The organism is Nostoc sp. (genome assembly GCF_036917135.1).
Lineage (GTDB): Bacteria > Cyanobacteriota > Cyanobacteriia > Cyanobacteriales > Nostocaceae > Nostoc.
On record NZ_JBALEA010000038.1, the window covers coordinates 1 to 23,128 of the forward strand.

Here is a 23,128-nt window from a genome sequence, read left to right on the forward strand (position 1 = left end):
TTTTCTTGCCATGATGTATCTCTAAGAACATCATTATTGATGTTCTTAGATTACATCTTTTGCTTACTTTTTGCTTAAGTTGACACCAATGGGCATTGCCGTGCCCCTACATTTCGTGATGTAATGTTGTACCGCATCTGAATGGGAACCGCTATAGTTGCTCACCCTCATTTTTGTTAGAAGTTCTTGAAAGGATTAGGGGTTAGCCGAAAAGTCATACTTACCTCCACGGTCAAGGGCGCGTTTGTAAGCAGGTCGCGTCTGAATGCGATCGACAAATTCTTTCAGCTTTGGCCAGTTCTGAACTTCTTCTTTTTGCATGGCGACTACTTCCAGGGGAAAGCTCATTTGGATATCGGCGGCGGTAAATTCTTCTCCTACAAACCACGTACTTTTACGAAGTTCACCTTCTATATAGTCAAAGTGAAGTTTAATCTGAGGGGCGACAAATCCTCTAACTACGCTGCTGTCTCCTGCACCGAAATTATCCAAGACCAGCCGCATCACCAGCAGGGGCATTGCCGAGCCTTCAGCGTAATGTAGCCAATATGTATAGCGCAGATGCTCCGGCGTACCGGATGCTGGGACTAGCTGACCATTACCGTAGCGCTCAACTAGGTATTCAATGATCGCGCCCGACTCAGCGATTGTGACATCTCCATCTGTGATTACTGGTGACTTGCCGAGGGGATGGACTTGGCGCAGGGATTCTGGTGCCATCATCGTCTTTGGATCGCGTTCATAAAATTTGATCTCGTATTCGATACCTAATTCCTCCAGCAGCCACAGCACACGCTGCGATCGCGAGTTGTTAAGATGATGCACGGTTATCATAAAACGTTCCTCTTTTGGTTGCGTATTACTATCTGATTTCGCCTAATCTCCAACTATATTATTAGACAGACTTTTCCAGCCGAATTCCCCTAATTGGGTGGTTTTCTTGTTTCTAATTGGTATAAGTTTGAGTTAGTTGATTCTAGATAAATCACAAACTGCCGCATCTGCTTTTACCAAAAGTGACCAGATATGCACAGGCAATAGTCAAAATAGTTACTGCATAAAAAACCTAATTTGTTTCATTTATGGCTTTAGTCATTGCCGGGGAACGTAGTGGAGTGGGCAAGACAACAGTCACCCTCACCCTTTTAGCATCTTTACGCCGTCGCGATCGCCTGGTGCAATCTTTTAAGGTTGGACCAGACTACATTGATCCGATGTTTCATCGACACGTAACCGGTCGTGCTTGTCGCAATTTAGACCCAGTGCTGACTTCCGAAGCCTACGTTCAGCAATGTTTTGCCCGTCATAGTCATTTGAGTGAATATGCCCTAGTGGAAGGGGTAATGGGGTTATTTGATGGAATTGGGCATGGGCAAGAAAAGCAAAAATCAACAGACTTTGCAAGTACTGCACATATTGCGCGGCTTTTAGATTTGCCTGTGGTGTTGGTGATTGATTGTAGTCGTTTATCTGGTTCTGTAGCGGCGATCGCTCACGGCTACCGATCTTTTGATCCGCGAATTAAAATAGCTGGGGTAGTCTTAAATCGCGTGGGTAGCGATCGCCATCTCTCTCTCCTCAAAGATTCCCTACAACCTTTACAATTACCGATTCTCGGCGTACTGCGCCGTCAAGATAACATCACAATTCCCGATCGCCATTTGGGTTTAGTACCCACAGCCGAACTTCCCGAACTCAACGCTTTAATTGATCGCCTCGCCGATTTAGGAGATAGTTGCTTTGATTGGCAACGCTTATTACCTTTGTTAAAATCAAAACCTCTGCCTCATCCCTCTCATCCTCCTCATCGCCCCTCCTCTGTGAGAATTGCAGTAGCCCGCGATCCCGCTTTTAATTTTTACTACCAAGACAATCTCGATTTGCTGCAACAGCTTGGTGCAGAACTGGTTTTCTGGAGTCCCTTAGAAGATGCTGATATCCCCAAAGATATCCAGGGAATGTATTTTGGCGGTGGTTTCCCGGAAGTTTTTGCCCAGCAATTAGCAGAAAATATCAGCGTTCGTGATGCAGTGAAAACGGCAATACTTAAAGGAATGCCCACAATTGCCGAATGCGGTGGATTGATGTATTTGTGTGAGCAAATTACCGATTTTGAGGGTAAATCTTGGACGATGGCGGGAGTTTTACCCACATCTGCTGTGATGGGTGGGCGTTTAACTTTGGGCTATCGTCGTGCAGTCGCTTTGCAAGATAATCTGTTAGTGAATACAGGTACAACTGTTTACGGACATGAGTTTCATCGTTCCCATTTAACCGTAACTCCCACTCAGCCCCTATTTGCAACCTCTCGCTACGACTGTGAAGAAAATATGGGATGCGAAGGATGGGGTTTACCTGCAAATGTTCATGCTTCTTATGTGCATTTGCATTGGGGAGAAAGTAGAGAAATTCCCCAGCAGTTTTTAAAAGAATGTCTGAAATTTCTCACTCTCTGCTAAAAACCCCCGGATTTGTCCGTGGGGGACTCGTTACACTCATATCGTCATTCAATCTGCGAATCAGACGGGATAACTCCCGAATGATATTTACGGCAATTTCGGGAGTTTCTTCGATGGCATCATAAAGTTGCTCTTGGGTCAGTTCTAAAAATTCACAAGGTTCCAGAGTCGTGGCGCTGGCGGAACGAGGTTGAGTATCAAATACTGCCATCTCACCAAAGTATTTTCCCTGTTCTACCTCTGCCAACTGTTTATTGCCAATGTGAACTTTAACTCTACCTGACACCACAATATAGAGCGATCGCCCTTCTTCTCCTTGTCGAAAGATGGTGTAATTAGCTGGGAATGACAATTCGTTCATTACTGAAGTGAGCCGCACAATAAAATCATCCCGCAATTCCTTAAAAATCGGGACTCGCCGGACAAATAATAAACGGTCAACACTGGTTAGCATAATTACAAGTTAAACATCAAACATTACTGTAAATTTTCAAACCGAAGCCAGAGCGCAATTAGTCATATTAACCGATGTTGAACGCTAGTAGCCAAGGATATCTCAGGTTTTACCATCTGACAAGAGTTCTGTTTAATAGCACGACTTACGCAAACAATAGCTGAAAAGAATGATTTTTAGGTAGGGGCAATTCATGAATTGCCCCTACAGCATGTAGTTTTGCGTAAGTCCTAAATCGGAGCGATGCCTAGGTTGGTAAACTACGCACCGAATATAACTCAAACAATAGCTCAATATTAGGTATTCTCTCGTTCCGATATGGAGTATGCAAACGAAAACAACATAATAGTCAAGTTATCAATCACTTTTACTTATCCTTTTGAAAAACAAGAGTATTTGCTCTTATTTCGTTGAAAGCCCTAATATTGACTCCATGAGCTCCCAAGGTACCTTGCTGAGAAAAAAATCACCAATTTGATTGGAGGCGTAGTTTACTGCCGTAGACATCGCCACCAGAAATTCTACAAATTGGGAAACTGGCTGATGAATAACGAACCTTGCTCGGTTGTCGTTAGGTAAAACAGTCACAAAATTTCCTGAACTGCCCTCATTACCAGAAGCAGAGAAGGACTAAGGCAAACAGCATTGAATTATCGTGAGCAACAATTATGACTTGGCTAATTAGTACATTGATTATTGGAATTTCTGCCGCTTTTGCAACCACCTTTGATGACAATTTATACTTGACAGCTTTTTTTGGAAAAGTCAATCGCAGCTTTCGTCCTAAGCATATTATTCTCGGTGAATTTCTCGGATTCACTGCCTTAGTCTTTGCTAGTCTCCCTGGTTTTTTCGGTGGTCTGATTATTCCAACCACCTGGATTGGTTTGCTAGGTTTGCTTCCCGTCGCCATTGGTATCAGTAATCTCATCAGTCGAGAAGAAGAGGGAGAGACAGTACAAGCAGTATCAGTTGAATTAACTTCTCCCGTCAAATCTGGACGCCAGAAGAAATCACTATTAGAAACCATCCGCGATCCTCAAACCTACCGCGTTTCCACTGTCACCATTGCCAATGGGGGAAACAACATTGGAATTTATGTACCATTGTTTGCCAGTAGTAATCTTCCAAGTTTGGGTGTAATTCTGTGCGTTTGCTATTTCACTGTTGGCGTGTGGTGTTTCCTCTCTTACAACCTGACTCGTAATCCTCTCATGACTCCCGTTTTAACTCGCTACGGTCGGAAAATCTTCCCCTTTGTCTTAATTTACTTGGGACTCTCTATCTTGATTAAAAGTGAAACATATCGACTTTTACCTAGTATGGCAATGCTTGGCAATTAGGTATGAGGTGGTGTCTACCACAGGCGTAGATCAGCACCTGATCTGAAAACTTGTTTGGGATGCGATGTTTCTGATGTAATTAAAAATCTGCGATCGTTTCCCATCCGAAAAGATTTATTAATCACTTGAATTTATCAATATGAATCAAAATAATATTTGCTCTTATGAATCAAGTTATCTAAAGTGAGAATAAAGCACATTATCGATGGCTCTTATAAAAACAAGCCCACCAATAAGAATCAGGTTATGAAGGAACTAATGAATCAATCAAATTCTAAAAAATTAACTCAGTGGCTCGTAACTGCCGTATTTCTGGTAGTTGTAGCGGGATTTACTCTGCTTGTCCAGCCCAGCGCTAGAGCGCAAACACTAACACCATCCATACCCACGGAATCTGAACTAGCTCCGGTAGTATCTCCAATTGAATCACCAATGGAGTCTGTAACAGCACCATCAATATCTCCAATTGAATCGCCAATGGAGTCTGTAACAGCACCAGTAATATCCCCGGTTGTATCGCCAATAGTATCTGTAGCAGCAAATGTTAGACATTTATTGCAAACCAATGAATGTGTCGGCTGTAACTTGACTGGAGCAATGTTAAAGGACGCAAACCTGCAAGCGGCAAACTTAGAGGGTGCTAACTTACAAAATGCAGACTTAGAAAGAGCTAACTTACAACAAACAAACTTACAAGGCGCTAACTTTCAAGGTGCAGATTTAGGCAAGGTAAACCTTTTGGGAGCGAACCTGGTGGGAGCAAACCTCTTTGATGCAGACTTAGAGAAAGCCAACCTGGTGGGAGCAAACCTGCAAACAGCTAACCTCCAGGACGCAGACTTTGAAAATACAAATCTCACAAATGCAAACATCCAAGGAGCGAACCTGATGGGCGTTGATTTGGAAGATGCAATCAGACCAGAAGGATTCGCTATTCGGTAATTAAACTGAAGTTAACCGGATAAATTTAATCACAAACATCAAAAGCCTGATTCAGCAATGAATACAGGCTTTAACTAATTGGTTGAAGATCCCCCTAAATCCCCCTTAAAAAGGGGGACTTTGATTCTTCGCCCTTTTTTAAGGGGGGTTAGGGGGGATCTCCAAGTACCTAAAATTACAGCCAACCACTAATTGGTTGAAGATCCCCCTTAAAAAGGGGGACTTTGATTCTTCGCCCTTTTTTAAGGGGGGTTAGGGAGGATCTTCAAGTGCCTAAAATTACAACCAACCACTTTTAAAACATCCTCTTAGACGAAAGGCTTGCTTGAGGGATTGAATTGGCAAAATATTATCAGTCAATTAGTTCCATTAATTCTTTTGTTTTCAAATTAGCTGCTACAGGTTGAGAACACGCAATCTGAGGAGAGATAGAGCAAATCGCATCTGTGGTTGTTTCAAAACAATTTGATAACCCAATTGTATTTAACAATCCTGTACGCTCTAGTAGTTGTTTGACTTCGGGTTGTAAACCTGTGAGAATTAAGCGGCAATTGTGCCGTTCCAAGTCATGATAAATATCCTCTAAAGCTACTAACCCAGTTGTGTCCATATTTGGGACAAACCGCAACCGCAGAATTAAATACTTTACTTCCGGTTCATCGCGGAGGAAGGTAGCAAACCGTTCAGCAGCACCAAAAAATACGGGGCCATCTACCCGATAAACGGCAATTTCTTTACCTAATTCCAGAGGTGTACCAGGGGGAAATACTTCAGTTTCAGGTATTTTAACTAAGCTTAAATCGCTCATCCGTTTGATGAATAAGGCTCCGGCTGCAATCAATCCCACTTCCACAGCGAGAACTAAGTCAAACAAGATTGTCACTAGCCAGGTGAGAATCATCACCGCAAAGTCGGAGTAGGTAGCACGCATCAATAAACCAATGGCTTCCCACTCAATCATCCGCAAACTAACCACCATCAGAATCCCAGCAAGTGCAGCTAAAGGTATCTGTGCTGCTAGGGGTGCTAAAGTTAAGACGATGATGGCTAAAGCAACACCGTGAATTACCCCAGATAATCGGGTTTTGCCGCCAGAACGGACATTTACAGCAGTCCGAGCGATCGCACCTGTGGCGGGGATGCCACCAAAAAATGGCACAATCATATTAGCCAAACCTTGACCAATTAACTCGCGATCGCTATTATGTTTCTCGCTGACAGTCATGCCATCAGCCACCACCGCCGATAGCAACGATTCAATACTTCCCAGTGCAGCTAAAGCCAAAGCCGGGTTAATTAGTTCTCGAATCACACTAAAATCATTCCAGTGGGGAATACCTTGAGGCATCGGTAAAGATTGAGGAATGGTGCCAATTGTTGGTACATTCAGATGAAAAGAAGATGCGATCGCAGTTGCTAACACCAGCCCCACTAAAGAACCTGGTATTGTCGTATTAATCCTCGGCCACAAAACATTAGTTGCAATCACCACTACAGCTAAACCAACTGCTGCCCAATTTAGAGCTTCTACATGAGTTAGACTTTGCCACAGTCCCGGCAAAAAATGTTCACTACGTGGTAATTTTAAACCAAAGAAATTATTTAACTGACCACAAAAAATAATCACGGCGATACCATTAGTAAAACCTGCCGTTACCGGGTAGGGAATAAACTTTACTAACTGTCCAAGTTTGGCAACCCCCAAGGCAATTTGGATAATCCCAGCCATCACCCCAGCAATCCAAACTTTCTCAAGGCCGTATTTGGCGACAATTCCCACCAAAACCACAGCCATTGCACCTGTTGGCCCTGTAATCTGTACTGAGGAACCACCAAAAATTGCGGCGACAATTCCCGCCACAATCGCGGTGTAAAGTCCCGCTTTTGGTTCCACACCACTAGCCACGGCAAAAGCTAAAGCCAAAGGCAATGCTACCACTGCTGCTGTTAGTCCTCCCGTCAAATCGCCACGCAGTCCACCAAACAAGCGACTCAGACGCAAAAGCAGTGGTTCTTTGAGGATATCAGATGTTGCCATATCGTCATTTTCAACTCTTGTACACAATTTGTTGAAGCACACACAAATGTTATTCGATCTTTTCGGTAGATTTCATCAGGGTTGTGGAATATTTCGCCATTGGGTGTGGGTTTTTTATTCAAGTTAGGCTATTTACTGATTAATAAAAGCGCAGGTTTACTTGACATGGTGTATGTAGTGTGTATTGTCTAGTCGGACTTTTCACCGTACCTGAAAAACCTCTCTCTAAATCTCTCTCCTAAAAGGAGAGAGACTTTGATTTTTCCCCCTTCCCGCATCGGGAAGGGGGTTAGGGGGTTAGGTTAATCGTTAGCTTTTCCACATAACGTGAAAAGTTAGATTGCATAGTGTGCGATCGCTACAGAGTTCTTTTCCAGGGCGACGGTTGGTAGGTTTGATAGCTCTGGCTTTTTTTGTGCTTGCTAGAATCAACAGAAGCCTTATAAATTTTTTGGCTATGAACTTCACCATAGAGATTGAACAAGAAGAGGATGGACGCTTTCTAGCTGAAGTGATTGATTTTCCTGGTGTACTGACTTACGGGCAGACACGAGAAGAAGCAGTTGCTAGAGTTCAAGCATTAGCTCTGCGTGTGTTGGCAGATAAGCTGGAACATGGGGAAGTAACTCCAAAGCTAGTCAGCGTTTCATTTGCCGCAGCATGAGTGAGTGGTCTAGCACAAAGGCAAAGCGTGTCCTAGCTGCTTTGCTGAGTATTGGTTGGGAGATTAAACGCCAATCAGGTTCGCATAAAATTCTGACACGCCCTGATTGGGCTGATTTTGTGTTTGCCTTTCACGATGGTCAAGAGATTGGGCTTCGGATGTTAGCAAGAATTGCCAAAGTGACAGGTTTAACACCTGAAGATTTGTGATCACAGTTTGAATTTTATCTAAATAAGCTTGGTTAATTTGAGTATTTTGGCTTTTTCTACTTTACGAAAAGTTCATTCAATATTTTCAGTAAAAGTACAAATGGTGCTTGAAAGGTAGATTAGAAGCTGATTTCAGCAGATTGTGTTCCCATGACTATGATATAATTGCACGCTGACAATTCAGATCATGTGGAAAAGCCCATGAAAGACCTAACCCCCTAGCGCCCTTCCCGACACTGGAAGGGGGAAAATTCAAAGTATCATAACGTCACGTGCAACAAGAGTGGCTCGCCGCCCAACGCAGTGGCTCCTCCTTGTAGGAGAGAGAAATAGAAGCGAGGTTTTCCAGATCCCTTGAAAAGTCAGATATTTACCATCGCCTCGACAATTTTACCAATTCCTGATTCGGTGGCAGCAACAGCAGCAGATCACTCAAGCACGATAGAAATAATTATTGGATTTTTAGGTATATTTTCTCAACTAACCTAATAATAGTTTTAGACATTGGCGGATTTTACTGAGGTTGCTGTAATTTTTATTACTTAAAATGAGGAAGTTAGCTTAAGTAAGCTATCAACATTAAAGTTAAGACACAACTGCCATGCAATGTATATTTCAGAATGCCAAAAGACTAATTTCAATTTGCTTACTTACACTGCTGATAGTGACTAGCGCTCTGACGATTTCACCTGCTCCGGCTCAGGCAGCAACAGGAAATGTGATAATTTTCAACTGTGAGTCAGGCAGTAACTGTGGAAATCTTGCGGCATTTGGCGCTGGGGTGGCTTCGGGCAGCGTGGTAACGCTGATTGCTACGGGCCAGACGGCAGTTCTAGCAGGGGCTGGGGCTGTGGTTGGTTCAGCAGTACTAGGCGCAGGGGCTGCGGTTGGTTCAGCAGTAGCAGGGGCAGCGATTGGAACTTTAACTGCGGTTGGATCGGCTGTAGTAGCTCCGATATTACTTCCAGTAGCCGCAACAGCAGCAGTTGGCTATGTTGGATACAGCGCATGGACAGTTATTAACCACACTGAGCCAAACCCTTGAATTTAGTTGATTACAAGAGTTGTGCAAGATTAAATTTAAACTTTGCACAGCACCTCTGGGACAAATATTATTTTTAGCTCTTCGGTGAACTTACCGAAGGGCTTTCACTATTTAAAAATCTCTCTTCCTCTACGACGAGTGCGGTTTATTTTTATTAAAAACTCACATATCCTATCAAGATTTCATAAAGTCAGTAAATCACAAAAATTTATCAAGTCTATGTTCTTGTCAATAGTTCTGCGTAGGCGTAGCCCGTCGTAGACATCGCAAAAGCCTCAATGTAAGCAATTAATCGAGCTTATAAAGAATTCCAGCAGTAGGTAATATGAAGTTAGCAGTTTATCGATGCTAGTCAAAATATGACTTTTTACGTCATCTGGAAAAGCCCACGAAAATCCTAACCGCCTAACCCCCTTCCCGCGTCGCTAAGGGGGGAAATTCAAAGTCTCTCTCCTTCTAGGAGAGAGACTTAGAGAGAGGTTTTCCAGATATCGTGAAAAGTCAGAGTCAAAATATGAATAATATTTGAGGAAATAGTGTTATGTTTCAACATTTAGTAGAAACGATAAATTTTGAAGAATTTGTCGAATGGAAACCGGAGAACGGCAGATATGAATTACATAAAGGAGTAATAGTTGAAATGCAGCCGACAGGAGAACATGAGTTAGTCAGAGCATTTCTGATTAGAGAACTAAATTTTGAGATTCGCAGGTTTAATCTAGCTTATTCGATTCCTGCTCAAGCATTAGTCAAATCTGTTGATAAAAAATCTGGTTATATTCCAGATGTGCTGGTATTGAATATCCCTAACTTAATTAATGAACCACTTTGGAAAAAATCATCAACAGTTACTCAAGCAGCATCAATTCCATTGGTAGTAGAAGTTGTGAGTACAAATTGGCGAGATGATTACTTTCTCAAATTCGGTGAATATGAGGAAATGGGAATTTCCGAATATTGGATTGTTGACTATGCTGCTCTTGGTGGAAAACGGTTTATCGGCAATCCTAAACAACCGACAATATCAGTTTACAGATTAGTGGAAGGTGAGTACCAAGTCACTCAGTTTCGTGGTAATGACCGAATTCAATCGCCAACCTTAAGAGAGCTAAGTCTGACTGCTAACAAGTGTTTAAGGCTGCTTTGGGAGAACAGTAGCTGTGTCAAGGTGACATGATCTCGTTCCCGTGATAATACCCATAAGCGAGGCTCTGCCTATAGGTATCACTCCCATAAACGCTCCATGTCATCTGTCAGCAGAGTAATGTATTTAACCCTTGAGAAATATTGACATATTAAATTTTCGAGCATTCATATTGCATATTTTGAAAAAACGTTATAGATTGTTAGATTATGGGGGAATAGTCTCAGTTATTAGTGTAAAAAACTAATCCTGCTCAAGTAAATATACTGCAACCAGCTTTAACTTCACATAAACCCTAAACAGTACTGAAGATATATTTTTGTTTGGTAAAGCAAACATTCCAGGTATACAACAGAACAATAAATTATCTAAAAATATATCTTGTGTGACTGTTTTTAGGAGTGATGTTACTACTTGCGGTGGATAAAAACAAGTATAATTCACCAAAAGAGCAATCGATTATAAGCAAATGAACTAGCAATAAATCTGTATAAATGTCAGCAGATTTATTCTTTGTTAGTTAGTTAATTTTTCTCTCAATTATATTTGCTATTCCCAGAATCGGTTTTGTTATGCTGAGAATGGCAAAAATAATAAATGAAGACGCATCTACCACAAATTCACAACTGAAATGGAGTTATTCTGGCGATGCAACTAAACGAATTGGAAACTACTGAAAATTTAAAAGAACTGGAAGAAGCTTGGCAAGCGCTAGAAAAATCAATTCTCTACTATCAAGGCCGCCCCGTTGGGACGATAGCCGCTTATGATGCATCTGTAGAAGCGCTCAATTACGATCAGTGCTTTGTCCGAGATTTTGTCTCTTCCGCTCTAATTTTTCTGATCAAAGGTAGAACAGATATTGTTCGTAATTTTTTAGAAGAAACCTTAAAGTTACAGCCTAAAGAAAAGGCATTAGATGCCTATAAGCCGGGACGAGGATTAATACCAGCTAGCTTTAAAGTAGTATCAGACAATGGGCAAGAATATTTAGAAGCAGACTTTGGTGAACACGCGATCGCTAGAGTTACACCTGTAGATTCTTGCCTATGGTGGATTATTTTGTTGCGTGCTTATGTAATCGCCACAGAGGATTTTTCTCTAGCCTATCAACCTGAATTCCAAAATGGCATCAGGTTAATCATGGAAATCTGCTTGGCTAATCGTTTTGATATGTACCCAACGCTGTTGGTTCCAGATGGCGCTTGTATGATTGACCGTCGTATGGGCATTTATGGCCATCCTCTAGAACTACAAGTTCTTTTCTACACGGCATTGCGTGCATCTCGTGAACTACTAATTTGCCAAGGAAATTCTGATATCGTTGCAGCTATTGATAACCGGTTGCCTCTTTTATGCGCTCATATTCGCCAGCATTATTGGATAGATATTAATCGTCTGAATGCAATTTATCGCTTCAAAAGCGAAGAATATGGCAAGGCTGCCGTTAATCTGTTCAACATATATGTAGATTCTATTCCCTATTATGAGTTAGATAAGTGGCTACCAAAAAAGGGTGGTTATCTAGCAGGTAATGTTGGCCCGTCACAGTTAGATACTCGCTTCTTTTCACTCGGAAACTTAATGGCAATCATTTCCGATTTAGCCACCGAAGAACAGTCACAAGCGATTATGACTCTCATTGAGGAACGATGGGACGACTTGGTGGGAGATATGCCAATGAAAATATGTTTCCCAGCTTTGGAACATGAAGAATACAGAATTGTAACTGGATGTGACCCCAAAAATATACCCTGGTCGTATCATAATGCTGGTAGTTGGCCAGTTTTAATGTGGATGTTGGCGGCGGCGGCGGTGAAAACTAATAGAACAAGTCTTGCACAAAAGGCGATTGAAACTGCCCAAGGACGCCTCAGTACAGATGAATGGCCAGAATATTACGATGGTAAGAAAGGGCGACTGATTGGGAAACAAGCAAGGAAATATCAAACTTGGACAATTACTGGGTTCTTATTAGCAAAAGAACTGATGGCAAACCCCACTTATTTACCATTAATCAGCTTTGGAAAATTACCCGCAGAACAGGTTTCTAGAGCGTGTGAGTTTGAAATTGCCAGTGTAGACCCGTATCTGACTCGATAGGGAAGTTAGGAGTTAGGAGTTAGGAGTTGGGAGTTGGGAGTTAGAATACAAAAGCCTCCTGACTCCTGAATCGTGTTTCCATGACAAACCCCCGTCAACTAGCTTTTATCGCCTTACGAGATGTTCATAAGGGGGCTTATGCTGATGTTGCCCTAGATAGAGTGCTGCAAAAAGTTAATTTGCCTGATTGCGATCGCCGCTTGATGACAGAATTGGTTTATGGGAGCGTCAGAAGGCAACGTACCCTCGATACTCTCATTGATCAATTCGCCAAAAAGAAATCTCACCAACAACCACAAGACCTCCGCACCATCTTACATCTAGGCTTTTACCAACTGCGGTATCAAGAACGTATTCCCGCCTCAGCTGCTGTTAATACCACCGTCCAACTCGCTAAAGAAAACGGTTTTTCTGGACTAACGGGTTTTGTTAACGGTCTATTACGACAATACATCCGCCTTGTAGAGAAGATAAAGGGCGATCCGTTACAACTTCCAGAAAACCCAGTGGAACCCTCTGACTTTTCACCCGATCTGGAAAACCTCTCTCCAAACCTCTCCCCTTTTAGGGGAGAGGCTTTGAATTCTCCCCCTTCCCTAGTAGGGAAGGGGGCTGGGGGGTTAGGTTTCGCGCTAACTTTTCCAAATGATGTGAAAAGTCAGGTGGAACGCTTGGGTATTTTACACAGCTTTCCTGACTGGATGATTCAAGTTTGGTTAGAACAATTGGGTTTGGTTGAGACAGAAAAACTGTGTGAATGGATGAACCAATCACCAACAATTGACTTACGTATCAATCCACTTTGCACTTCCATTGAGGAAGTTGAGGCGGCTTTGCAATCTGCTGGTGTTTTGGTAAGACGCATTCCTTATTTACCCCAAGCCTTACGATTGATTGGTAGTGCTGGATCAATTCAAAAACTACCGGGTTTCAAAGAAGGTTGGTGGACTGTACAAGATAGTAGTGCCCAATTGGTAGGTCATTTGCTTGACCCCAAACCCGGTGAGGTAGTAATTGATGCCTGTGCTGCACCAGGGGGTAAAACAACCCACATTGCGGAATTAATGGGCGATAAAGGGAAAATTTGGGCTTGCGATCGCACTCCCTCTCGTCTTCGCAAACTGCAAGAAAATTCTCAACGGCTAAATTTACAATCTATTCAAATTCACACTGGTGACAGCCGCCACTTTACCCAATTTCAAAACACCGCAGACCGCGTATTACTTGATGCTCCATGTTCTGGTTTAGGAACCATGCACCGTCATGCTGATGCGCGTTGGCGACAAACACCAGAATCTGTCCGGGAACTTTCGCTGCTGCAACAAGAATTAATAACACATACGTCTACTTTTGTCAAGCCTGGTGGTGTATTAGTTTATGCCACCTGTACATTGCATCCAGCAGAAAATGAAGAAGCGATCGCGGCATTTTTAGCTAAGTCACTTGATTGGCAAATTGAGTCTCCGAGAGGCTTTGAGTTCCCTGATTCTGCTTATAGTACGGCTCAAGGTTGGTTTAAAGTCTGGCCTCACCGACAGGACATGGATGGCTTTTTTATGGTGCGCTTAAGAAAAACCAATAATTCCGAGTGAATACTGTTTGGGATTGTACTATTTGGTGGAGGTCTTAATCTACCAGAGGTGGCAGCAATGGTTAGCCCTTCCAATGTGAAAAACTTAGTAAAAATCCTGATTGGAGCAGCCTGGATCGATGGCAGAATCCAGCCTGAAGAACGGCAATATCTCCGTGAAATAGCTCAAGCCAAAGGTTTGGCTAACGATCCAGAAATTAAGCCTTGGTTGTACGAATTAGTTCCTGTACAGCCAAATGAATGCTATGACTGGGTGCGGGAGTATTTAGGCGATCGCCCCAGCCTTGAAGATTGTGAAAATCTGATTGAAGCCATCAGTGGCTTAATTTATAGCGATGGTGAAGTTGCCGTCGAAGAAGCTAGACTCCTGACAGAATTGCAGGACATAGCTAAGCAGAATGATTCCACTCAACCAGCTCATACTGCCCTTCTCAAACAAATTCAAAAACTTTACCGCCGTTGGGTTGAAGTGCAAAACTAATCATAGTCAAAAGTCTATAGTCTAATAACTAATGACTAATGACTAATGACTAAATTATGACTTCGGATCACCCAGACCCGGAGTTTCTTCTTTCTCAACCTTAGGAACAAAATCAGGACGGTCTTTGCTTTCCCAACCTGCGGGGCGTTTCGAGTTGTACCAAGCTATTGAACCTATGGTGACAGCAGCAATAAAACCAACGACATACACCAAGGTAAAAGCCAAGGGAAAATGAGGAGCAGCATCAACAGCTGGTGCTGCTGTTTGCATAAAAAATAGATGCATGAGTATATTCTCCACGGTTAGATAACATTAATTAACACACTATAAGATGAGCGTATCACTTAACATCCTCCCGTAGTTGAGTTTTGAGTAACTTGATATTGTATGGCAAAGGGTAGGGGCGTAGGGGGAGATGAGGGAGATGAGGTAAATAAGTAATGAGTAAGAAGTAAAACTTCTTACTCATTACTTCTTACTTATTACTTCTTAGTTACAAGAAAAGCCGTCGTAGAACGACGTAGCTCTAAACCCAATTTTTCGGTAATTATTGATTCTCCCCCATGCCCCATGCCCAATGCCCATTACTGATGAGGTCTAAGTCTATCCCGCCAGCTAGGTTGTGGTGATGAAGAACCTGAAGAACCTGAACTGTTTGCGGGAGAAGACTCTCGCCGATTTCTGCCAGGCGTGGGAGAAGAAGAATCAGATTCTACTGTTCTAGAGCGCCGCCGTGAAGTAGATGATTCTTCAGAAGATTTACTGGAACTTGATTCTTCAGTGCGATCGCGCCTTCTCCGTCTTGGGGTAGAATCGCTTGATTGCTGTTCTTCTTGAGAATAGCTCCTCCTGCTTCTACGTCTGGTAGATGAACCACTCTCCTCAGAATTAGAATTTTTAGAACCTTCCCCTTCAGAGTCATCATTAGAGTCAATAGAACGATTCAGCACTTGTTTGGGCTTGATGGACTGGGGTTTAATGGTGCCTTTGCGACCTTCTAACTTGGGTCGTTTGGGAAACTTTTCTACAGACATCCCCTCTGCCGCTTTTTCCATAAATTCGTGCCAGGTGTAAGCGGCACTACCACTGCTGCCATCTGTGGGGCGGTTATCATCGTTACCTAGCCAGACCCCTGTGACCATCTGGGGAATGTAGCCAATAAACCATAAATCGCGGGCGGCGTCGGAGGTGCCGGTTTTGCCAGCAACTGGCCTATTATCTAATTGGGCAGCAGCACCAGTTCCCTCTTCGACGACGTTGCGTAGCATCCAAGTCATGATGGCGGCACTGTCAGCGTCAAGTGCCCGTTTAGGCTTGAAATTAGCTGACCAGATTACTTTGCCTTGGCGGTTGAGGATGCGAGTAATACCATGAGGTTCTGTATGCAATCCAAGAGTAGCAAAACTGCCATAAGCGCTGGTCAATTCCAGCAGATTCACTTCATTTGAACCAAGAGCTAAAGAGTAGGTGGGCTTGAGTTCCGATTTTATGCCCATATCATGGGCAAGTTTAATCGTTGGCGTAAATCCCACATCAATCAACACCTTTACCGCAATAATATTCACAGAGCGGGTAAGGGCATCTCTCATGTTCATTGAACCGTGAAAGTTTTCACTGTAGTTTTTCGGTTCATAGCCATCTACGACAAAGGGTGCATCCTCGTAGCTATCGTAGGGGCTTTTACCGCTAGCGATCGCAGTGGCATATACAAACCCTTTAAATGTCGATCCTGGTTGCCGTTGTGCCTGGGTAACGCGATTAAACTGATTTTTACCAAAGTCTTTTCCCCCAACCATTGCCTTAATTTCACCGTTACGCGGGTCAATGGCTACCATTGCTGCTTGCTTAAAGTTTTCCCAGCGTCCTTGATTTCGTAGTGTTTTGGCAACCGCCTCTTCTCCCACTTTCTGCCAAGTTGGATTCAGCGTAGTTTCCACTACTAGACCGCCACTTTTTAGCACGTCAGCAGAAACGTACTTCGGCAATTCTTTTTGGATGTAGCTGGTAAAATAGGGTGATTCTACCTGCACTCGTTTCGGTAAACTGCTTTTGAGGGTTAATGGCTCCTGAAGGGCTGCTTGCCTTTGCTCTGGTGTAATAACTTTATCTTCTTGCATCCGTAGCAATACTAAGTCTCGCCGCCGGATTGCAGCCGTGGGATTTTTGTCTGGAGCGTATAAGCTAGGAGCAGGTGCTAATCCCGCGATCGTTGCCATTTCCGCTAAAGAAAGTTGGTCTGGCGACTTACTAAAGTATACCCAGGCGGCATCTGCCACCCCATAAGCTCCAGATCCCAAATAAACCAGATTCAAGTAACGCTCTAAAATCTGATCTTTGGTTAATTCATGCTCCATTTTTTGTGCTAAACGGACTTCCTTGAGCTTGCGCCAGATTGTCTGTTCTTGTTTCAAAAAGAGAATCCGGGCTAGCTGTTGGGTGATAGTGCTACCACCTTCTACCACACCTTGCGATCGCAAATTATTCAAACTTGCTCTCACAATCCCTTGAGCATCAACTCCGTTGTGTTCCTTAAATCTTCTATCTTCTGAGGCGATGAAAGCTTTTTTTAAATTATCTGGTATTTGTTCCAGCTTTAGCTGTTCTCTAGTCGCTTCACCTTGTTGTTGTAATATGGTGCCATCAGCAGCTTTAATAGTCAGTGTTTGCTCTCTCAGCACGGCATTCAACTCCGCCTGATCTGGCAAAGTCCGATCTATTAAATTAACGCCGTAGATCAAGCCAGCTATCCCGCCACCGACAACACCCAAGCCGGCCCAAAACCATAAGCGACGATAGAGTGGTTTACGGCCAGTGGACTGATTGGCCTTCATCCTAGATGGTAAAATTTTCATTTTGCTCAGTAACTGCCTCTTCTGCGCCAGATATGGTGGTGGTAAGCTCTCATGTGTTCCTCCTTGTCCAGAGTCACTCTAATTGGTTGGTTTTCGCTTGAACCAGGAGGTAAGCTTCCCCACGTCAGTTCCTCGCTCAAAGTAGTAACTATATAACCACCATCAATCAGCTTTGGGGTTATAGCACTACCTTTGTGTTAGTATAATATCCCATAAATAATTAACTAAATTCACCGGAAAATAATGTTTTTTACATTTAGTGAATTTACTTTTGTAAAAATGCTGCAATTTTGATAAATATTGGGAATATAAAAACTCTTGGCATTTTCTGGAACAGGTGCAGCTAAGTATCCGCAAATACAGCCCGAAAACGGCATACTCAAGGAGAGTACGATGCCCAAACGAAGCGCCGTTGCTCTTGGTAGTAATATCGGCGATTCCCAGGCAGTTTTAGAAGCAGCTATAGGGACTTTAGCCCAAACGCCAGGTATTCTCTTAGAAGCAAGATCCAATTGGTATCAAACCAAAGCTGTGGGTCCACCACAGCCAGATTACCTCAATGGCTGCGTCACATTGCAGGTAGAAATGCTACCCCAGCAGTTATTAGAAATTTTGTTAGGAATTGAACAACAATTTGGGCGTGTGCGTCAGGAACGTTGGGGGCCACGAATCCTGGATTTGGATTTGTTATTATATGATGACTTGATTGTGGATACACCAAATCTCCAGATTCCCCATCCCCAAATGCGGGATCGAGCTTTTGTGTTAGTACCATTGACAGAAATTGCCCCAGATTGGGTAGAACCCGTTTCTGGGTGTGTTATTAAAGAACTGCTGAAAGAGGTAGACTGTTCAGATGTGCATTTATTTGATGGGCAATTAAAATTACCATCCTTAAACGCAGAAGAACGCTGATTTGGCCTCTGCATTCACAGATAATCAGAATTTTATTATGCCATTAGGTAGAGAATTACCACAACTGCTAAGACAACGCTTGTTTTATAAAGGACGCAAGTTTGATTTTGAAGTCAATCGCTTGCGTTTGCCGAATAAATCCGAAGGAGAATGGGAATGTATTCGTCATCCTGGGGGTGCCCTAGCTGTGCCGGTGACACCAGAAGGTAAACTTGTACTCGTGCGCCAGTATCGTTTTGCAATTCAGGGACGGATATTAGAGTTTCCGGCGGGAACTGTGGAAGCAAATGAGCAGCCTTTAGAAACAATACAGCGTGAAATCCAAGAAGAAACTGGCTATAGCGCGCAAAAATGGGACAAGTTAGGCGAATTTTTCCTAGCTCCCGGCTATTCTGATGAAATCATCTATGCTTTTCTGGCGCGAGATTTAGAAAAGCTGGAGACACCACCGCCACAAGATGGAGACGAGGATATTGAAACTGTGTTTTTGACTCCCGAAGAATTAGAGAAAGCTATTCTGGAGGGAGAACCGGTAGATGCTAAATCAGTTTCTAGCTTTTTTCTAGCGCGTCCGTTTTTAGTTTAGGGACTTCCAAGAAATAAATTATTCAATCTTGTGGGGTGAGCATCTTGCCCGCCTTTGACTATGGGTTCTCGTGTCGCCCACCCCACAATAAATAGTTGTATATTTTTTTATTTGTCAGTCCCTTAATACCCTTATTTTAGATTTAATTACGTCTACCTATTTAGCGCTTCTCATTCAAACAAGAAGCGTTATCAATACTGCGTAGGTTTTGGCTAAAAAATAAAAATGTGTTTGTTGAGTTTCGTTGCTCAACCCAACTTACGAATATTCTTAACCGAGTAATACTGGAAGCGCTATTTGTTACCTTGGCTAGAGTGACATAGAAATTGACTTCGAGCCAAAGTTATAAGAGCATGACAGGAAGAAGCCCACAACTCTTAAATATGTGTCTCTATGCCAGACGCATATATGTTTCATCCAGATGAAAAACATTACAACTTTTAACAGTGCCGGTAAACTGACTGCTCTTTTATTTCTGATAACTCTCCTCCTGACGCCTTGTGTGATTGTAAATGCAGGTGAACGCGGCGTATTGATGAAATTTGGCGAAGTGCAAAACCAAATATTAGGAGAAGGACTTCACTTAATTATTCCTGTAGTCAATACTGTGAAAAAGTTGAGTATTCGAGTCCAAAAACAGGAAATTTCAGCTGAGGCTTCTTCCAAAGATTTACAAAATGTTTTCGCCGATGTCGCTCTTAATTGGCATATTATTCCCCAAGAAGCAAATGTTATTTTTCAAGAAATTGGAGATGAACAAAATGTAATCATTCGGATTATTAACCCAGCCGTTGAAGAAATACTAAAAGCAGTCATGGCAAAGTATACTGCTGAAGAAATTATTACGAAGCGAGAAGAAGTTAAAGGTGGAGTAGATGATGCATTGTCCACACGACTGAGTAGCTATCACGTTGCAGTTGATGATATTTCTCTAGTTCATGTCCATTTTTCCGAACGATTTGGGGAGGCGGTGGAGGCGAAGCAGATTGCTGAACAAGAAGCAAAACGAGCAGAGTTTATCGCGCTGAAAGCAACAAAACAGGCTGAGGCAAAAGTTAATTTAGCCAAAGGAGAGGCTGAGGCGCATAGATTATTACGTGATGGTTTAACTCCAGAAATCTTGCAAAGGCAAGCAATCGAAAAATGGAATGGGAAGCTGCCATTAATTGTAAGTAAGGAGGCTCCAAAATTGTTGAATTTAAGTGAATTTTTAAAATTTGATGAAAATTGATCTTATTTTTCACTGATTTGCTCTCCACGGAGAGGCTAAAATCCCCGACTTTTTCAAGAAGTCGGGGATTTTTTTGTTCTGTAGAAAGGTGATAAACTAAATTAACCCTTGGGAAATAAAATGGGAGAATCAAGAATCTTCAACTGGATCAATAGCATAATCAACAGGGTATAAACTGTTGAAGAAATTAGACCCGTAAGTAATTCTTTTTTGAGGTTATGCTCTTGAGGTTCTTTTTGAAAAATGTCCTTAGAACCGAATTGCATCAAGAGAATTCCCACAATATTAGAGAGCCAGTACCCTATAATTGAACAAGGTAGAAGTAATTTTGGCGAAAGTAAACTACAAGCATACCCAAAACCATAAGCTATTGGCAGATTAAATAGTAGGTCATTCCACCAACATAATGGTGACAATAAATATCCCAGTACCAGAAAAAATCCACCTCGGAGTTTTTTGAAAATGTCTTTTTTGAACTCTTCTGGAGTAGACTGTTGTAATTGCTCCAGGGCTGTATCTCCTGTGACATTCAACTCTTGACTGACGTTTTGGAAGCTTTCCATAGAAACCCACTATTCATATCGGCTTAGTGTAGTTTAGTATATAAACTAAGGCAAAGTCTACTATCAGAAGTGATAAAATCGGAAAATGACAGATTTAACTCCAAATAGCACATTTTTAATAGCAGGAATTGTTTTTATAACGATTGCTGTGATCGGGCAATCTAAATTAGGTTTTATTGAAATTAATCCCGGTTGTTTTGGGAGATTATTGGCTCTATTTATTGGTATTTCGAGCCTATTATATGCTTTGGGATTACTTAATCTTTCAACCCAAAGCCTGGACTTATTAATAACTTCTCTGACGGAACAAATTAAACAGGGTATAAGTTCAATAAATAAGCTTTTGCAAGGTTAATAATAGGTCGAAAAAATTATTTCTGGGAGCATCTCAATACTTGTGTTTTACAGCAGCAAGTAAATGAAGTACACCCTTCCCTTGGTTGGGGCTACGGTGAATTACCCCCCTTAATCCCCCCGATATATTGGGGGGAAACAGCAAATCTAGTTCCCTCCCCAATATATCGGGTATATCGGGCTGACTTTTCACGCTATGTGGAAAAACAAACGCGAAACCTAACCCCCCAGCCCCCTTCCCTACCAGGGAATGGGGAGAATTCAAAGCCTCTCTCCTTGCAGGAGAGAGGAATGGAAGTGAGGTTTTCCAGATAAGAGTGAAAAGTCAGATATATCGGGGAGGGTTAAGGTAGGGTATTTTTGTACCTCACCAACTCGCAATCTGCTGTAAAGGGAAAAGTTTAATTTTCCCTTGAAATTTGAAGATGTTATTAATAATACGCTCCTACAAGACTGTAAATCAGACTCGACAGTACTAATAAGGTAACAATCACATAGATAAATTCTCGCTGTAGTAAAAAAGCCAATAAGGAAATAAAAACGCGCACAACTGGAGTAGCAATTAGTAGGAAAAGTCCGAGTTGAATAATGGCGCGTAGGCGTAGCCCGCCGTAGGCATCGCTACCTGATAAAACTGCATTAACTACACCTACTGGTGAGCGAAGTTCTAATGGCACTGCCTGAAAAAAGTGATATCCCGCAGGTTCAGCACCGTGATGAATCAAGTAGAGTATACCCCCCACTAAAACAACAGCACTAGCTATCAAAACGCCATATTTCATCAGGTTACTGAGCAAATATTCCAATTGCTGCTCACTTGATGTTTTGGTCACATTATTGTTAACATCAATCTCACAGCTATTAGGCAATTGCGCTACTGTGCTAGTGGGCTGCTCTTTTAATTGTTCGATATTAGAGTCTGAATCTTCCTGTGGTAAGGTTAGTGTCACCACTTCCCTATCTGGCTGTGCTAGTAATGGCCAGCGAAAACTAGGATTAAATTTATACATTTTACAGCCCCCCTATTAAACTGTTGTAGACTATTTTCAAAGCCATTACCACCAGCACAACACTGAAGATAATTCTCAAAATCTCTGTCTTAGCGCCTGTAAGGATTCGTGCGCCCAAGAAAGCACCAGGTAATACCCCCAACATCACCGGCATGGATAGTCCCGGATCAATGTAGCCTCGTGCGAGGTAAACTCCAGTTGATGCTGCTGCTGTCACGCCGATCATAAAATTGCTAGTGGTGGTAGAAACTTTGAAGGGTAGACGCATGGCTTGATCCATCGCTAATACCTTGAATCCCCCGGAACCAATACCAAGCAATCCCGAAAGCACTCCAGCTATTAACATCACACCAAATCCCATTGGTACTGAATGAACTTGGTAAGACATCACTCCATCAGGAGTTGGATAACTGCTATTCAGTTTGAGATAATTTGCGATGGGATCTGCTACTTCATCTTCAGAGTGTTCGATTCTGGGTCTTTGTGAAATGTATGCTGAATAAATCAGGACGATCGCTAGCACGATAGTTAAAGCTTTCACGGAGACAAAAGTCGCGATCGTTGCGCCTGCGATCGCACCAATGGTTGTGGCTACTTCTAAAAACATTCCCAATCGTAAATTAGTATAGCCTTTTTTAATATAGGTAGATGCTGCACCCAAAGAAGTAGCGATTACAGATACCAGTGAAGCACCAACGGCATATCGAATATCAACGCCAAATACCGAAGTTAATAAGGGAACAATTACTACTCCACCGCCTAACCCAGTTAGCGCCCCTAACAAACCAGCACTAAATGAACCAATCCAAATTAGTAATGAAAATTCTAAAATAGTCAAATTTAATTCCTCTTTTTTTACACGTATATCAAGATGCCAAGATTTTTTTGTATTATTGAAAACTGAATTGTCAAGTTAGCTACTGACTACAGATATGGAAAGGCTATATGCTTTTGAAGCATAAATACTTTGATATAGCGGTTTGCAGTTGAATCCAATACAGACCTAACCCCCAACCCATTCCCCTACTAGCGTTGGGGAGTAAGACTCAAAGCTTCTAACTTCTACTTAGAGATATAGATATATGTCTAACTTAATAAATATATCTTTGATTGTATTTCTCAAGGTATATTTAATACTAACCGA

The 23,128-nt window shown here is 42.3% G+C and carries 23 protein-coding genes; 15 read left to right on the top strand and 8 right to left on the bottom strand.

Going from position 1 to position 23,128, the window contains the following annotated elements:
- Positions 1–195 precede the first annotated feature (195 nt).
- Positions 196–834 (bottom strand): glutathione S-transferase family protein, encoded by a 639-nt coding sequence (locus tag V7K50_RS11300; protein ID WP_334960010.1) that lies wholly within the window; start codon positions 832–834, stop codon positions 196–198.
- Positions 835–1,082: 248 nt separating this feature from the next.
- Here V7K50_RS11300 and V7K50_RS11305 point away from each other — a divergent pair, with 248 nt between their 5' ends.
- Entirely contained in the window at positions 1,083–2,459 is a 1,377-nt protein-coding gene (locus tag V7K50_RS11305) for a cobyrinate a,c-diamide synthase (protein WP_334960012.1), read from the top strand.
- On the opposite strand, the gene V7K50_RS11310 is transcribed toward V7K50_RS11305, so the two are convergent.
- Positions 2,446–2,913, bottom strand: a complete 468-nt coding sequence (locus tag V7K50_RS11310) for a Crp/Fnr family transcriptional regulator (RefSeq protein ID WP_334960013.1) — start codon at positions 2,911–2,913, stop codon at positions 2,446–2,448. The two genes, V7K50_RS11305 and V7K50_RS11310, sit on opposite strands and share 14 nt — an antisense overlap.
- A gap of 668 nt (positions 2,914–3,581) precedes the next feature.
- On the opposite strand from V7K50_RS11310, the gene V7K50_RS11315 reads away from it, so the two are divergent.
- Together V7K50_RS11315 and V7K50_RS11320 are read left to right on the top strand one after the other, a co-directional pair.
- The gene (locus V7K50_RS11315; protein WP_334960015.1) at positions 3,582–4,256 is read left to right on the top strand and encodes a cadmium resistance transporter; all 675 of its coding nucleotides are present in this window, start codon (positions 3,582–3,584) and stop codon (positions 4,254–4,256) included.
- Between the two features lie 258 nt (positions 4,257–4,514).
- A complete protein-coding gene (locus V7K50_RS11320) occupies positions 4,515–5,198 on the top strand; it encodes a pentapeptide repeat-containing protein (protein WP_334960017.1) in 684 nt (227 codons plus the stop codon).
- A 352-nt stretch (positions 5,199–5,550) separates the two neighbouring features.
- Here V7K50_RS11320 and V7K50_RS11325 read toward each other — a convergent pair whose 3' ends face one another.
- The gene (locus V7K50_RS11325) at positions 5,551–7,236 is read right to left on the bottom strand and encodes a SulP family inorganic anion transporter (RefSeq protein WP_334960019.1); all 1,686 of its coding nucleotides are present in this window, start codon (positions 7,234–7,236) and stop codon (positions 5,551–5,553) included.
- 457 nt (positions 7,237–7,693) lie between these two features.
- Here V7K50_RS11325 and V7K50_RS11330 point away from each other — a divergent pair, with 457 nt between their 5' ends.
- The 8 genes from V7K50_RS11330 (at position 7,694) to V7K50_RS11365 (ending at position 14,473) form a co-directional block, all read left to right on the top strand.
- On the top strand, positions 7,694–7,900 hold the full coding sequence (locus V7K50_RS11330; protein ID WP_334801918.1) for a type II toxin-antitoxin system HicB family antitoxin: 207 nt from the start codon (positions 7,694–7,696) through the stop codon (positions 7,898–7,900).
- A complete protein-coding gene (locus V7K50_RS11335) occupies positions 7,897–8,109 on the top strand; it encodes a type II toxin-antitoxin system HicA family toxin (RefSeq protein WP_334960021.1) in 213 nt (70 codons plus the stop codon). Before V7K50_RS11330 ends, V7K50_RS11335 begins: the two co-directional genes overlap by 4 nt.
- Before the next feature lie 354 nt (positions 8,110–8,463).
- Positions 8,464–8,598, top strand: coding sequence for a hypothetical protein (locus V7K50_RS11340; protein ID WP_334960023.1), 135 nt, complete (start codon positions 8,464–8,466; stop codon positions 8,596–8,598).
- Positions 8,599–8,773: 175 nt separating this feature from the next.
- Positions 8,774–9,154, top strand: coding sequence for a hypothetical protein (locus V7K50_RS11345; protein WP_334960025.1), 381 nt, complete (start codon positions 8,774–8,776; stop codon positions 9,152–9,154).
- A 541-nt stretch (positions 9,155–9,695) separates the two neighbouring features.
- On the top strand, positions 9,696–10,331 hold the full coding sequence (locus V7K50_RS11350; protein WP_334960027.1) for a Uma2 family endonuclease: 636 nt from the start codon (positions 9,696–9,698) through the stop codon (positions 10,329–10,331).
- Between the two features lie 615 nt (positions 10,332–10,946).
- Complete coding sequence (locus V7K50_RS11355) at positions 10,947–12,401, top strand: glycoside hydrolase 100 family protein (protein WP_334801925.1); 1,455 nt, start codon at positions 10,947–10,949, stop codon at positions 12,399–12,401.
- A gap of 80 nt (positions 12,402–12,481) precedes the next feature.
- Positions 12,482–13,993 (top strand): 16S rRNA (cytosine(967)-C(5))-methyltransferase RsmB, encoded by a 1,512-nt coding sequence (gene rsmB, locus V7K50_RS11360; RefSeq protein ID WP_334960029.1) that lies wholly within the window; start codon positions 12,482–12,484, stop codon positions 13,991–13,993.
- 57 nt (positions 13,994–14,050) lie between these two features.
- Positions 14,051–14,473 carry a tellurite resistance TerB family protein gene (locus V7K50_RS11365; RefSeq protein WP_334960031.1) on the top strand — a complete coding sequence of 141 codons (423 nt, stop codon included), beginning with the start codon at positions 14,051–14,053 and terminating at the stop codon, positions 14,471–14,473.
- Positions 14,474–14,527: 54 nt separating this feature from the next.
- On the opposite strand, the gene psb35 is transcribed toward V7K50_RS11365, so the two are convergent.
- The gene (gene psb35, locus V7K50_RS11370) at positions 14,528–14,758 is read right to left on the bottom strand and encodes a photosystem II assembly protein Psb35 (RefSeq protein WP_334960033.1); all 231 of its coding nucleotides are present in this window, start codon (positions 14,756–14,758) and stop codon (positions 14,528–14,530) included.
- A gap of 299 nt (positions 14,759–15,057) precedes the next feature.
- Positions 15,058–17,325, bottom strand: a complete 2,268-nt coding sequence (locus V7K50_RS11375; protein ID WP_334960035.1) for a transglycosylase domain-containing protein — start codon at positions 17,323–17,325, stop codon at positions 15,058–15,060.
- A gap of 393 nt (positions 17,326–17,718) precedes the next feature.
- Between V7K50_RS11375 and folK the strand changes: the two genes are divergently transcribed.
- The 3 genes from folK to V7K50_RS11390 all read left to right on the top strand — a co-directional run bounded on the left by folK (position 17,719) and on the right by V7K50_RS11390 (position 20,057).
- Positions 17,719–18,240, top strand: a complete 522-nt coding sequence (gene folK / locus V7K50_RS11380) for a 2-amino-4-hydroxy-6-hydroxymethyldihydropteridine diphosphokinase (protein ID WP_334960037.1) — start codon at positions 17,719–17,721, stop codon at positions 18,238–18,240.
- 37 nt (positions 18,241–18,277) lie between these two features.
- The gene (locus V7K50_RS11385) at positions 18,278–18,826 is read left to right on the top strand and encodes an NUDIX hydrolase (RefSeq protein WP_334960039.1); all 549 of its coding nucleotides are present in this window, start codon (positions 18,278–18,280) and stop codon (positions 18,824–18,826) included.
- Positions 18,827–19,247: 421 nt separating this feature from the next.
- Positions 19,248–20,057, top strand: a complete 810-nt coding sequence (locus V7K50_RS11390; RefSeq protein ID WP_334960041.1) for a prohibitin family protein — start codon at positions 19,248–19,250, stop codon at positions 20,055–20,057.
- Positions 20,058–20,158: 101 nt separating this feature from the next.
- Here the strand turns inward: V7K50_RS11390 and V7K50_RS11395 are convergent, their stop codons facing one another.
- The gene (locus V7K50_RS11395) at positions 20,159–20,620 is read right to left on the bottom strand and encodes a hypothetical protein (protein ID WP_334960043.1); all 462 of its coding nucleotides are present in this window, start codon (positions 20,618–20,620) and stop codon (positions 20,159–20,161) included.
- An 85-nt stretch (positions 20,621–20,705) separates the two neighbouring features.
- Between V7K50_RS11395 and V7K50_RS11400 the strand changes: the two genes are divergently transcribed.
- Entirely contained in the window at positions 20,706–20,975 is a 270-nt protein-coding gene (locus V7K50_RS11400) for a hypothetical protein (protein ID WP_334801950.1), read from the top strand.
- A 430-nt stretch (positions 20,976–21,405) separates the two neighbouring features.
- Here V7K50_RS11400 and V7K50_RS11405 read toward each other — a convergent pair whose 3' ends face one another.
- Positions 21,406–21,984 carry a DUF1634 domain-containing protein gene (locus tag V7K50_RS11405; RefSeq protein ID WP_334960044.1) on the bottom strand — a complete coding sequence of 193 codons (579 nt, stop codon included), beginning with the start codon at positions 21,982–21,984 and terminating at the stop codon, positions 21,406–21,408.
- Between the two features lies 1 nt (position 21,985).
- Positions 21,986–22,822 carry a sulfite exporter TauE/SafE family protein gene (locus tag V7K50_RS11410; RefSeq protein ID WP_334960046.1) on the bottom strand — a complete coding sequence of 279 codons (837 nt, stop codon included), beginning with the start codon at positions 22,820–22,822 and terminating at the stop codon, positions 21,986–21,988.
- Positions 22,823–23,128: the final 306 nt, after the last annotated feature.